Below are 12,684 nucleotides of genomic sequence, written 5' to 3'. Positions count from 1 at the left end.
GATGGCGCGTGTCGGGTGCCCCGGTAGGCTGGCGGCATGCCCGCATACCTGCTGATTCCGTACGTCCTCGTCGAGGCGCTGGCCTTCTGGGCGGTCGCCTCCTGGATCGGCTGGGGCTGGGCCCTGCTTGCCATCGTGGCGCTGTTCTTCCTGGGCATGGTGCTCACGTCGTGGCAGATGCGCAGCGTGCTCGTCCAGGCCTCGCGGGGGGAGCGGCCCGGCCGCGCGCTGGCGGACACGGGCCTCATCATCATCGGCTCCGGCCTGCTGCTGATCCCCGGCTTCGTCACGGCCGTCATGGGCCTGGTGCTCATGCTCCCGCCGACCCGCGGCATGGTCCGCCGGGCGCTCGGGCGGAGGATCCGGAGGTGGGCGGAGAAGACCGCGGAGGACTCCTTCGTCTACATGGAGCGCTTCGGCGGCGCCGGCTTCGCGCGCTTCCCGGGCGCGGGCGGCGGCGGGTTCGGCCCGGCCGGGACGCCCGGTGCGTCGGGCTCCGCGGGAACGTCCGGCGGCGGCCGCACGGGCGCCGGATCCGACTCCGGTTCGGGCCCGGCCGGCGGTTCGGGCTCCCGCGCCGGCCGCTCCGGCGCGGATTCGGACTCCGGGGTCATCGACCACGAGGAGTTCGACGCCGAGTTCTTCCGGAACATCCGGCCCGAGGACATCACCGGCCCGCGCGACGGAGGGTCCGGCACGGGCGGCTCCGGCGGCGCGTCCGGCGACGGCGACGGCCCGGTCAAGGGCTGATCCCGGACCATGGCCGCAGCGCTCGCACGCATCGTCCTCGCCGCCGTCTCGGGCCTCGCCCTCACGGCCTCGTTCGCGCCCACCGGATGGTGGTGGGCCGGCTGGATCTCCGCCGCCCTCCTCATCGCCGCGCTCGCCCCGTGGGGTGACGCCCGCCCGGCGCCGTCGTGGCGCCTCACCGCGCTCGTCGGCTTCGTCTGGGGCGCCGCCGGGGGACTGGCCGGCCTTCCCTGGATCGCGGAGTTCGTCGGCAACCTGCCGTGGATCGGACTCTGCGTCACCCTCGGCCTGTTCCACATCCTCACCGCCGCCGGCGTCCGCCTCATCGTCGGCGCCGCCCGGCTGCCGTGGTGGTTCCGAGCCCTCGGCGCCGCCGCCTGGATCATCGCCGTCGAGGCGCTGCTGGCCCGCTGGCCCTTCGGAGGCTTCCCGTGGCTGCGCTACGCGTGGGGCCAGATCGACGGGCCGCTCGCGGACGCCGCCTCCGTCGGCGGCGTGCCGCTCGTCGGATTCCTCGCCGCGGTCGTCGGCGCGGGGGCCGCGGCGGCGATCGTCGGCAAGCGCATCGTCTCCGGCCTGGTGCTGATCGCGGTCGCGGTGGCCGCCGGCCTCGCCGTGCCCGCCAACGACCCCGCCCCGCGCGACGGCGAACGCGTCGTGCGCGTCGCCGCCGTCCAGGGCAACGTCCCGCGCCTCGGCCTGGGGTTCAACGCCCAGCGCCGCGCCGTGCTGGAGAACCACGCGCAGGCGACCCACGACCTCGCCGCCGCCGTGCGCGAGGGCCGCGAGGAGCAGCCCGACATCGTCATCTGGCCGGAGAACTCCTCCGACATCAGCCCCATGACCAACGAGGACGCGGCTCGCATCATCGACGCCGCGGCCGCCGACATCGGCGCGCCCATCGTCGTCGGCAGCTTCACCTACGCCGACGACCCCGCCCGCGGCGACGGCACGCAGAACACGATGATCGTCTGGGACCCCGAGGAGGGGCCCGTCGACGGCCACTCCAAGCGGTTCCTCCAGCCCTTCGGCGAATGGATGCCGTTCCGCGACCTGCTGCGCAACGTCACCGACATGGTCGACATGGCCGGCGACATGACCCCCGGCGACGGCGACGGCGTGGCGGTCGCAGGCGGCATTCCCGTCGGCTTCGCGACGTGCTTCGAGGTCATCTTCGACGCCGCCTACCGCGACGCCGTCCACGCCGGCGCCACCATCCTGGCCACGCCGACGAACAACGCCACGTTCGGCTTCACCGACATGACGTACCAGCAGCTCGCCATGAGCCGCATGCGGGCCATCGAGCACGACCGCGCCGTCGTCGTCGCCGCGACCTCCGGCGTCAGCGCCATCGTGCTGCCCGACGGCACCGTCGACCAGTCCTCCGAAATCTTCGAGCGGGCGGTTTTGACGGAAAGCCTGCCGTTGCGAGAAGATCCGACCATCGCCGCACGCCACGGCCTGCTCGTCGAGGGCGCCATCGTCGCCCTCGCCGTCCTGGCAGCCCTGGCCGCAGCGGCCGCCGCCGTCACCGGCCCGCGCACCCGCGGGACCACCCGGACCGGCGACGACACCGACAATGAAGGAGTAACCGGTGGCTAAGCCCCAGCCCAGCGAGCGCACCCTGGTGATCATCCCGACGTTCAACGAGCGGGAGAACCTGCCGCTCATCGTCGACCGCCTCCGCTCCGCGGAGCCCGACGTCGACGTCCTCGTCGTCGACGACACCTCGCCCGACGGCACCGGCGAGGTCGCCGACCAGCTCGCCGCCGCCGACGAGGCCGGCCGCATCCACGTCCTGCACCGCAAGGGCGAGGGCGGCCTGTGGGGCGCCTACCGCGCCGGTTTCGCCTGGGGCCTCGAGCGCGACTACACCGTGCTGTGCGAGATGGACGCCGACGGCTCCCACGCCCCGGAGCAGCTGCGCCGCCTCCTCGACGTCGTCGACGACGGCGCCGACCTGGTCATCGGCTCCCGCTACGTCGACGGCGGCTCGACCGTCAACTGGCCGATGACCCGCCAGATCCTGTCGCGCGGCGGCAACATCTACATCTCCCTGGCGCTCGGCGCCGGCGTCTCCGACATCACCGCCGGCTACCGCGCGTACCGCCGCGAGGTCCTGGAGGCCCTCGACCTCGACGCCATCGGCTCCGGCGCGTACCTGTTCCAGACCGAGCTGGCGTGGCGCGCCGTCACCGCCGGCTTCCTGGTCGAGGAGGTGCCGATCACCTTCACGGAGCGCGAGCTCGGCGAGTCGAAGATGGACGGCAGCTTCGTCGCGAAGTCCCTCGGCCAGGTCACCGCGTGGGGCCTGAAGCACCGCGTCAACCAGGCCGTCGACATCTCCCGCGAGGTCGGCCGTCTGCTGGCCCACGAGGTGAAGAACCACAACGTCTTCAAGCAGTCGTAGGGGAGGCGCGCGGCTGGTCCGGCCGTCCGGCCGGCGCAACTATCCGGCGGGCGCATCCGTCCGGCCGGCGCATCCGTCGGGCGGGCGCATTCGTCCGGCCAACCGGCTGGCGAGCCCCAGAACTCCCGCAGCCCCGGTTCCGCGTCACGCGGGCCGGGGCTTCGGCGTGTCCGGGCCGGATGGACGTCGGGCCGTCCCACTCCTGCAAAAGTGGCCAGAAATCCGCCGGATGCCGCGCCAAAACCCCAAGTCGCGCGAACCACCGCGGCGGCAGGATGGCACACACTGCACGAGTGCCCGACGAAAGGCCGCAGAAGCCGTGGATCACGAGACCGGACGCGACAACGCTGACCCCGGGACGATCGCGGACTCGACGACGCCGCCGGCCCCGGGAATCGGGGACGCGGCGGCGTCGGCGGAAAGGCTGCGGCGGGGAGGACCCGCCGGCCGGGGAGAGCGGGGAGGCGGCGCGCCTACTCTGCGTTCTGCTCGGCCTCCATCGCCTCCTGCTGCTGCTTCAGCAGCTTGGCCGCGTGGCGGCGGCGCTTGCGCAGCAGGTCGATGCGCTCGTCGAGAAGCACCTCCAGCTCCTCGATGGAGCGGCGCTCGCGGAGCATGTCCCAGTGCGTGCGCGGCGGCTTGGCGGGCTTGGCCTCGGTGCCCTCGCCCTCCATCAGCTTGCCGACCTGGCCGTTCTTGCACAGCCACTCGCCGGGGATCTCGGCGTCGTCGGCGAAGGGGACCTCGAACACCTCGCCGTCCTCGGTCTGGTACCGCACCATCTGGCGCGGGGCGAGGTCATGGTCGCGGTCCGTCTCGTAGGACACGGCGCCCATGCGGCTGCCGCGCAGGGTTCGATCTGCCATGTGCGGGTCGTCCTCTCGTGGTCGTGCTGGTCGTGCGGGAACTCGGTCTTCCAGTGTATCGCAGGCCGGGGGAGCGGCCCCGCGGTCACGGGCGTCGCGGACGGGGTGCCGCGGCCACGAAGCTTCCAACGCGCGGCCCGCCCCGTTTGTTCCCGCGGAGGGGGAGGAGCCGGGGCGGTGGGCGTCGTCAAGCAAACACCGCGACACCACGTGGACCCCGCCCGTTATCGTGGACGCATGGACGACTCCGGCATCCGCATCGCGCCCGCGCGGCGTTCGACGTGCGACTGGTGCGGCCGCGAGTTCGAGGACTCGCCGCGCGGCAGGCGCCGGAAGTACTGCTCGCAGTCGTGCCGGCAGCGCGCGTACGAGGCGCGCCGCGGCATCCGGCGGCCCGTCGCGCCCCCGGACGGGGGCCTGTCGGAGGAGCAGGCGCAGCGCCTCGCGGACGGCCTGTTCGAGGTGCGCTGCGGTGCCGAGGACGTGCGCACGGCCGTGCTGGAGGGCGCCGACGCGGAGCAGGTCGCGGCGATGTGCGCGGAGCTGGTGCAGGTGGCCCGGCGGTTGGAGCATCTGGGGTAGCCGGTACCATCGGGGGCATGAAGAAGACTCTGCTGACTCTTGTCGCCGTGGCCGTCGTCGCGCTGGCCATCGTCATCGTCGGCCCGGTCGTCTACAAAGCGATCGTCGGGGACGGCGTGAAGACGGAGGGCATCAACGCCGAGGGCGCGCCGCCGGCGAGCACGGACCGCAACGGCACCTGGGTCGTGGCGGAGCAGGGTTCGGGCCATACGTCGCAGGTGGGCTTCACGTTCCAGGAGCTGCTGCCGGGCTCGGAGCGGACGACGTCGGGGTCGACGGACGGCGTGTCGGGCGAGTTCACGGTGGAGAACGACGAGCTCACCGCTGGCCACGTCACGGTTGACATGACAACCCTGAAGTCGGACATCGAGAAGCGCGACGTCAACGTCCGCATGACCATCTTCAGCACCGACCGGTACCCGGAGGCGACGTTCGAGGTCTCCGAGGCCGTCGACCTGACGTCCGTGCCGGACGACGGCTCCATGGTGCGCGTCGACGTGCCGGGCAGGATGACCATCCGCGGCGTGACGCAGGACGTGACGGTGCCGATGGACGTCGTCCGCACCGGCGACAACGTCCTGATGTCGGGCGTGCTGCGCATCAACCGCCTGGACTACAACGTGCGCACGCCGGACTTCGTGGCCGCGAAGGTCAAGGAGGAGGGCGACGTGAACCTCCGCCTGGTCCTGGAGAAGAAGGACGCGGAGTAGCGGGCGGCACGCCGGCGGCCGCGGGGCCGGCGCCGGCGCGGGGATGTCCGCGATCAGGACGCCGGGAGTTCCGTTGCGTTTCGTCACTGTGACGTTTCGCGGGTGGACACCCGGACCATCATCATCACCGGGAAAGGGGCGGATTCGACGCCATGGGACTCTTCGGGAAGCGTGACGACGGCAACCGCTCCGGCGGCCATCCGGGCACCGGCGGGGACGGCGGCCGCGGCGCGGCGGACGGCGCCGCCGGGACGTTCGACACGGGGCGCGGCACCGAGATCTTCGACAAGATGCTCCTGGCGCGCCGGGTGCGGATGGTCGTGCTGGCCGCCTTCGTCGTCTTCGTCGCCTGGCAGCAGATGTGGCTGCTGACCGCCATCGGCGTCGGGCTGATGCTGCTGACGCTCTGGCAGAACAAGCGACTCAAGGAGGAGATCGCGGTGCGGCTCGCCGACGACGAGGCCGCGCGCCGCGGCGGCGCCTGACGGGACCGGCGGGCACCGCGCCCGCCCGAACCCGGCGGCGGGGCGGGCGCGCACGCAACCGCAGCGCGAACGACAATCGCGCCACACGGCGGGCGATAACGCCGCGGACATCCGGGCGGGCGCCGAGGGCGCGTCACGGCGGCTCCGGAAAGCCCTGGTGGCACCGGTCCCGACCAGGCCCCTCTCGCCCGTTGTCCGATAATATACATTATGACATTCTAGCGTTACGGCTCCGTCCCCCTCCGGATGCCCCGCGACGGCCACGTCCGCGACGGTCGGCCCACACTACGCCACCAGGCGTCCGTGACATCCCCGCACGGCCCGGCATGACATCCGTCATCGACTGACTGACAAGCGTCATGACCTGGCCCTTTTCCATTGATCCGGGCCGTCCGGCGCAGCATCCTCGAAATCAGCCGCACACCGCGGCACCGCACGGAACGGGACGAGGGCCCCGCCGCCTCCCGCCGGCGACGCAACGGACACCGAGGACACGTCATGGACATCAACCGCCGCATTCGGGAATTCGGCGCGCAGGCCCTCTACGGCAGCAACGGCGCCGACGGACGCAACCGCCCCGCCGACCCGTACTCCGCCGCCGCGGCCGCCCCCGCCACGCGCCTGCGCCTCAGCGACGTCGACCGCTCCAACGCCCTCCAGCACCTGTCGACGCACTACGCCGACGGCCGCCTCGACCACGCGGAGTTCGACGACCGCACCCGCCTCGTCGTCGAGGCCGTCAACACCGACGACCTCGCCCCGCTCTTCGCCGATCTCCCCGGCGGCCTGCCGGTCGACCGCGACGGCCTGCCGCTGCCCGTCGGCGCGGATGCCGACGCGAACATCGGCGCGAGCGCCGACGAGCGCACCGGACACGGCACCCGGGCTTCCACCGCCGCCGCCCCCGCAGCCGACGACGCCGAAGACCGCGATCTGGGCCGCATCCGCCGCAGGGGCTCCTTCGTCAAGACGGCCGACTGGGTTTTCTTCCTCGTCGCGCTCGTCTCCTACTTCATCCTCGAGAACGTGCTGGAGGCGAGCTACGCCGGCATCGCCTGGGCGCTGCTCCTCATCTCCTACCCGGCGGTCCGGTGGCTGAGCGGGCTGTCCTCCGACGACGAGAAGACATACGACGAGCTGAAGAAGATCGACGAGGCCGACCGCCGCGAGCGCGTCCGGCGCGCCGCCGCCCGCCGCCACGAGCTCGGCCACTGACGGACGCCCCTTTCCCGCCCCGGCCGCGCCGCGCGGCCCCGGCTCCAGTAACGTTCACCCGGTCCCCGTCCGGCCCGAACAACCGAACAAGGAGCCGCCCCCGTGAGCGAGGTCCTCACCTTCCCGGCGGAGCGCGACCGGCCCGCGCCCACCCCCGCCGGCGCCGACGCCCCGACCGGCGTCGCCGCGTCGTTCCGCTACGCCTTCTCCTCCCCGGCCCGCCTGAAGACGGAGGTCCTCGCCGGCCTCGTCGTCGCGCTGGCGCTCATCCCGGAGGCGATCTCGTTCTCCATCCTCGCGGGCGTCGACCCGCGGATGGGCCTGTTCGCGTCGTTCACCATGGCGGTCGCCATCGCGTTCACCGGCGGCCGCCCGGCGATGATCTCCGCGGCCACCGGCGCCGTCGCGCTCGTCGTCGCGCCCGTCGCCCGCGACCACGGCGTCGAGTACCTGCTGGCCACGGTGCTGCTGGCGGGCGTGCTGCAGGTGGCGCTGGCGGCCCTCGGCGTCGCGAAGCTCATGCGGTTCATCCCCCGCAGCGTCATGACGGGCTTCGTCAACGCGCTGGCGATCCTCATCTTCGCCGCGCAGATCCCGCACCTCGTCGGCGTGCCGTGGCTGGTCTACCCGCTCGCCGCCGCCGGCCTGCTCATCGTGTACCTGCTGCCGCGCGTGACGACGGCCGTCCCGTCGCCGCTGGTCGCCATCATCCTGCTCACCGCCGCGGTGCTCCTGTTCGGCTGGGACGTCCCCGACGTCGCCGACCAGGGCAAGCTGCCCGAGAGCCTGCCACAGCTGCTCGTCCCCGACGTCCCCCTGACGACGGAGACCCTCGCCATCGTCTTCCCGCCGGCGCTGGCCATGGCGCTGGTCGGCCTGATGGAGTCGCTGATGACCGCGAAGCTGGTCGACGGCATCACCGACGTCCACTCCGACAAGACCCGCGAGGCGTGGGGCCAGGGCGCCGCGAACGTCGTCACGTCGCTGTTCGGCGGCATGGGCGGCTGCGCGATGATCGGCCAGACGATGATCAACGTCCGGGCCTCCGGCGCCCGCACCCGCCTGTCGACGCTGCTCGCCGGCATCCTCCTGCTCATCCTCGTCGTGGCGCTCGGCGACGTCGTGGGCCTCATCCCCATGGCCGCCCTCGTCGCGGTGATGGTGATGGTGAGCGTGTCGACGTTCGACTGGCACTCCGTCCGTCCGCGCACCCTGCGCACCATGCCGCTGTCCGAGACGCTGGTCATGCTGGTCACCGTCGCCGCGACCCTGGCGACGGACAACCTCGCCGTCGGCGTCGTCCTCGGCGTCGTCGCCGCGATGATCCTCTTCGCCCGCCGCGTCGCCCACATGGTCGCTGTCGAGGCGGTCGACGAGGGCGACCGCGACGCCGACGGCGTCGCAGACGTCCGCCGCTACCTGGTGCGCGGCGAGCTGTTCTTCGCCTCCTCCAACGACCTGGTGTACGCGTTCGACTACACCGACCGGGCGCGCCGCATCATCATCGACATGACCGGCGCGGACGTGTGGGACGCCTCCACCGTCGCGACGCTCGACGGCATCATGCGCAAGTACCACGAGCGCGGCCGCGACGTGGAGGTCGTCGGCCTCGACGGCCAGAGCCTCGACCGGCTGCGCCGCCTGACCGGCACGTTCGGGGAGTGACCGTGTCCGCCGCGTTCCTGCTGACCTGGGCGGCGGCGCTGGTCTCCCCCGGCCCCGACCTCCTGCTCGTCCTCCGCCTGGCGGCGACCGGCTCGCGCCCCCGCGCCCTCGCCGCCGCGGTTGGCATCGTCGCCGGCATCGCGGCGTGGGTGCTGCTGGCCATCGGCGGCATCGCCGCCGTCCTGGCGACGCGCCCGGCGCTCATGGACGTCCTCATGCTCCTCGGCGGCGCCTTCCTCCTGTGGATGGGCGCCTCCGGCATCGGCTCGTGGCTGCGGCCGCGCGTCGGGGCGCTGCGGACGGCCGCGGACCGCGAGACCGCGGAGGCGGCCCCGGATGACACCGCCGACGACGAGCCGGACGGCCGCTCCCCCGCCGTCCGCGCCTTCGCCGCCGGCCTGGCCACCAACCTCTCCAACCCGAAGGCGCTGGTGTTCTTCGGCGCTCTCTTCGCCGGCTTCGTCCCGTCCGACGCGACCGCCGGAGCCTACGCGGTCCTCGTCGCCGTGATGCTCGCGATGGCCGCCGCCTGGTTCGGCTTCGTCGCCGCCGCGGCCTCCCACCCCGCCGTGCTGCGCCGCATCCGCCGCGCCACGGCCGTCATCGACGTGCTGGCGGCGGTGGCGTTCGTCGCCATCGGCGGCGTCATGGTCGCCGAGGGGCTCGCCGGGCTGACCGGCGCCGCGGCGTAGCCGCACGGGACCTCGCCGCGGAAAGGTCGGCGGAGCCCGCACCGCGGCGCAGCCCTAGCCGCGGCGGCACCCGTCGCAAAGCACCTCCCCCGCGGCCGGCCCGGCCCGCCGCATCCGGGCCCGCGGGCCGCGGCGGCACCCGTCGTCACGCGAACCCGCGCGCGACACGGAGGATTTCCCGGCCCCCGCAACCCCGTCGGGCGTTGCTGATTTGTACACTGTCCCCATGCCATCTCCGGACGAATACCGAAGTTACGGGGGTGACGGCCGCTAATGATGTCCGCCGTCATCCTCCTCATCGCAGTCATCCTCCTCATCATCGCGAACGCGCTGTTCGTCGCCGTCGAGTTCTCGTACCTCACGGTCGACCGCAACGAGGTGAGGAACAGCGAAGCCGAGGGAAACAAGACCGCAAAGCTCATCGAGAAGTCCCTCAAGAAGACCTCGACGAACCTGTCCGGCGCGCAGCTGGGCATCACGCTCACCAGCCTGATCGTCGGCTTCCTGACCGGCCCCTCCCTCGGCGTCATCCTCACGGAGGGCCTCGGCCTGACCGGGATGAACGAGGTCGCCGCCGCCGGCATCGCCACGACCGCCGCGTTCATCATCGCGACGTTCACGCAGATGGTGTTCGGCGAGCTCGTGCCCAAGAACTGGGCCATCGCCGAGCCGATGCGCGTCGCCAAGGTGGTCGTCCGCCCCCAGCTCCTGTTCATGTTCCTGTTCGGCTGGCTCGTGCGCATGCTGAACGGCTCCGCCAACTGGATCCTCCGCCAGCTCGGCTTCAACCCCGAGGAGGAGGTCGCCAACGCGCGCACCGCCGAGGAGCTGCGCGCCATGGTCAGCCGCTCCGGCGACGAGGGCACCCTCGACTCCGCCACCGCGGAGCTCGTCGCCCGCTCCATCGAGTTCGGCGACCGCACCGCCGCCGACGTCATGACCCCGCGCCCCCGCGTCCACTTCGTCGAGGACGAGTCGGTCGCCGACGTCCTCGCCATGGTCGCGTCCACCGGACACGCCCGCTTCCCGGTCGTGGGCGACGGCGGCGTCGACGACGTCGTCGGCGTCGTGCACTACAACCGCCTGCTGTCGGTCGCGCCGTCCGAGCGCGCGACCACCCCGGCGCGCGAGCTGCGCGAGAAGATCCTCGTCGTCTCCGAGTCGATGACCCTCGACCCGCTGATGCGCGAGCTGCGCAACCACCCGCTGCAGTTCGCCGTCGTCGTCGACGAGTACGGCGGCACCGACGGCATCGTGACGCTGGAGGACCTGGTGGAGGAGATCGTCGGCGAGATCGACGACGAGCAGGACACCCTCACCCGCACGTTCACCCGCGTCGACGAGGACACGGTCATCGTCTCCGGCCTCATGCGCCCCGACGAGCTGGGCGACATCCTCGACCTCGAGATCCCCGAGGGCGAGGAGTCCGACACCATCGGCGGCTACATCACCGAGGAGCTGGACCGCATGCCGCGCTCCGGCGACAGCATCGAGGTCGAGGCCGTCGACCACGTCAACCGCGACGAGGAGGACCTGCCGACGCAGGCCGCCGTCGAGTTCTCCGTCGAGAAGATGGCGCGCCGCCGCGTCGGCCGCGTCCGCGTCCACGTCACCCGCCCCGAGCCGGAGCCGGAGGACGAGGACCGCGGCTGGTTCCGCCGCGGCGACCGCGACGACGAGGATGCGCGCGATGCGCGTGACGACGCCCGCGCCGCGGAGGGTTCCGCCGGGTCGGCGCTTGACGACGGCCGGGGCCGCGGCGATGCCGTCGCCCTCGACCGCGACGACGAAAGGGGCGAGCGTTAAATGGGCACGTCAACCGCCATCATCGTGCTGGTCATCATGCTGGCCGGCAACGCCTTCTTCGTCGCCGGCGAGTTCGCCATGGTCTCGGCGCGCCGCGACCAGCTGGAGCCGAAGGCCGTCGAGGGGTCGACGGGCGCGAAGTACGCGCTGCGCGGCATCGAGGACGTCTCCACGTACCTCGCCGCGACGCAGCTGGGCATCACCGCCTGCTCCCTGATCATCGGCGCCGTCGGCGAGCCCGCCATCGCGTCGCTGCTGGAGGGGCCGATGGTCGCCATGGGCCTGCCCGCGGGCCTGTCGCACCTCATCGCCCTGGTCATCGCCCTGGTCTTCGTGACCTTCCTGCACATGGTGCTGGGCGAGATGGTCCCGAAGAACATCGCCATCGCCGGCCCGGCCCGCACCGCGCAGGTCCTCGGCCCGCTGCTGCACTTCTTCGTGATCATCGCCCGCCCGATCATCTGGCTGATGAACGAGACGGCGAACCACCTGGTGCGCCTCATGTTCGGCGCGGAGCCGCGCAGCGAGGTCGAGACGACGTTCACGTCGGCGCAGGTGCAGGACTTCGTCGCCGAGTCGGGCCGCCAGGGCATCCTGGACAACGACGAGATCCGCCTGCTGTCGGGCGCGCTGAACTTCGAGAAGCTCACCGCCTCCGACGTGGTGCTGCCGTCCGAGTCCCTGCGCACGATCCCGGAGGGCTTCTCCGCCGCGGACGTCGAGGCGCTGTGCGTGGAGACGGGCTACTCCCGCTTCCCCGTCACCGCCCCGAACGGCAAGTGGTACGGCTACGTGCACACGAAGGACATGCTGCAGGTTCCGGTCGAGCAGCGGGAGGAGCCGGTCGACCCGGTGCTCATCCGCAAGCCGTCGGAGATCCGCGACACCGACAAGCTGCAGAAGGTCATGCGCACGATGCAGCGCGACCAGGCGCACTTCGCGATCGTCCGCGACGCCGAGGGCAGGCGCGTCGGCATGGTCGCCCTGGAGGACGTGCTGGAGGAACTGGTCGGCGAGGTCCGCGAGGCGACCGCGCGCGGCTAGGCCGGCGGGGCTTCGGCCGCCGGGTTCGCCGGCCGGGTTTCCACCCGCCACGACCACATCGACGCCCCGTCCGGGTTTTCCCGGGCGGGGCGCCGTCGTGTCCGGGGTGTCCCCGCCTTCCCCTGACTTTCCGCGGTCTCAGCTGCCCCATCCGTCCCGCCGCGAGAGGTTAATGCGCTTTAGCGGGCCCAACACCTCACGACGGGCGGCAAAAGCCCAGGACCGATCGTGCGTCTGGCCCGCTAAAGAGCGTTAACCCCTCTGGCAGGGCGAGCCAGGCGGCCGCGCAACCGCTTCCCCACCGGCGTCCACCGCCATCTCGCACGCTTAAGGCTCCATCACGGCGGCGGCACACTCCGCGGCACGGCATCCCCGACCCCGGCGCCTCTCCCCGAAGCCCGCACGTGCCGCGGGCGGCGCCCTGCAAACGCCGCACGTGCCGCCGGCAGCGCCTTCCCA

The 12,684-nt window shown here is 72.5% G+C and carries 12 protein-coding genes; 11 read left to right on the top strand and 1 reads right to left on the bottom strand.

The annotated features are described in order from the left end of the window. Nucleotides 1–36 precede the first annotated feature (36 nt). Genes QQS41_RS00335 through QQS41_RS00325 form a run of 3 tightly spaced genes read left to right on the top strand, consistent with a single transcriptional unit; the run spans nucleotide 37 to nucleotide 3,160 of the window. On the top strand, nucleotides 37–750 hold the full coding sequence (locus QQS41_RS00335) for an FxsA family protein (protein WP_448850726.1): 714 nt from the start codon (nucleotides 37–39) through the stop codon (nucleotides 748–750). A gap of 9 nt (nucleotides 751–759) precedes the next feature. Beyond that, nucleotides 760–2,352, top strand: a complete 1,593-nt coding sequence (gene lnt / locus QQS41_RS00330; protein ID WP_448850725.1) for an apolipoprotein N-acyltransferase — start codon at nucleotides 760–762, stop codon at nucleotides 2,350–2,352. Next, entirely contained in the window at nucleotides 2,345–3,160 is an 816-nt protein-coding gene (locus QQS41_RS00325; protein WP_448850724.1) for a polyprenol monophosphomannose synthase, read from the top strand. The genes lnt and QQS41_RS00325 overlap by 8 nt, the downstream gene beginning before the upstream one ends. A gap of 473 nt (nucleotides 3,161–3,633) precedes the next feature. Here QQS41_RS00325 and QQS41_RS00320 read toward each other — a convergent pair whose 3' ends face one another. Continuing rightward, the gene (locus QQS41_RS00320) at nucleotides 3,634–4,026 is read right to left on the bottom strand and encodes an RNA polymerase-binding protein RbpA (protein WP_448850723.1); all 393 of its coding nucleotides are present in this window, start codon (nucleotides 4,024–4,026) and stop codon (nucleotides 3,634–3,636) included. A 237-nt stretch (nucleotides 4,027–4,263) separates the two neighbouring features. Between QQS41_RS00320 and QQS41_RS00315 the strand changes: the two genes are divergently transcribed. From QQS41_RS00315 to QQS41_RS00280, 8 genes are all read left to right on the top strand, one after another. Continuing rightward, entirely contained in the window at nucleotides 4,264–4,608 is a 345-nt protein-coding gene (locus QQS41_RS00315) for a hypothetical protein (RefSeq protein ID WP_448850722.1), read from the top strand. A gap of 17 nt (nucleotides 4,609–4,625) precedes the next feature. Beyond that, nucleotides 4,626–5,318, top strand: a complete 693-nt coding sequence (locus QQS41_RS00310; RefSeq protein ID WP_448850721.1) for a YceI family protein — start codon at nucleotides 4,626–4,628, stop codon at nucleotides 5,316–5,318. Nucleotides 5,319–5,470: 152 nt separating this feature from the next. Next, nucleotides 5,471–5,803, top strand: a complete 333-nt coding sequence (locus QQS41_RS00305) for a hypothetical protein (protein WP_448850720.1) — start codon at nucleotides 5,471–5,473, stop codon at nucleotides 5,801–5,803. Between the two features lie 498 nt (nucleotides 5,804–6,301). Next, nucleotides 6,302–7,018, top strand: coding sequence for a DUF1707 SHOCT-like domain-containing protein (locus tag QQS41_RS00300; protein ID WP_448850719.1), 717 nt, complete (start codon nucleotides 6,302–6,304; stop codon nucleotides 7,016–7,018). 102 nt (nucleotides 7,019–7,120) lie between these two features. Further along, a complete protein-coding gene (locus tag QQS41_RS00295) occupies nucleotides 7,121–8,683 on the top strand; it encodes a SulP family inorganic anion transporter (RefSeq protein WP_448850718.1) in 1,563 nt (520 codons plus the stop codon). After that, nucleotides 8,680–9,375, top strand: coding sequence for a LysE family transporter (locus tag QQS41_RS00290; protein ID WP_448850717.1), 696 nt, complete (start codon nucleotides 8,680–8,682; stop codon nucleotides 9,373–9,375). The genes QQS41_RS00295 and QQS41_RS00290 overlap by 4 nt, the downstream gene beginning before the upstream one ends. Nucleotides 9,376–9,648: 273 nt before the next feature. Then, nucleotides 9,649–11,181: a hemolysin family protein gene (locus QQS41_RS00285; RefSeq protein ID WP_448850716.1), complete on the top strand. Its 1,533-nt coding sequence runs from the start codon at nucleotides 9,649–9,651 to the stop codon at nucleotides 11,179–11,181. Beyond that, on the top strand, nucleotides 11,182–12,225 hold the full coding sequence (locus tag QQS41_RS00280; RefSeq protein WP_448850715.1) for a hemolysin family protein: 1,044 nt from the start codon (nucleotides 11,182–11,184) through the stop codon (nucleotides 12,223–12,225). Nucleotides 12,226–12,684: the final 459 nt, after the last annotated feature.

The organism is Corynebacterium sp. 335C (genome assembly GCF_053525695.1).
Note: the sequence above shows the minus strand (reverse complement) of the source record. Positions and strands in the feature narration are given on the sequence as shown.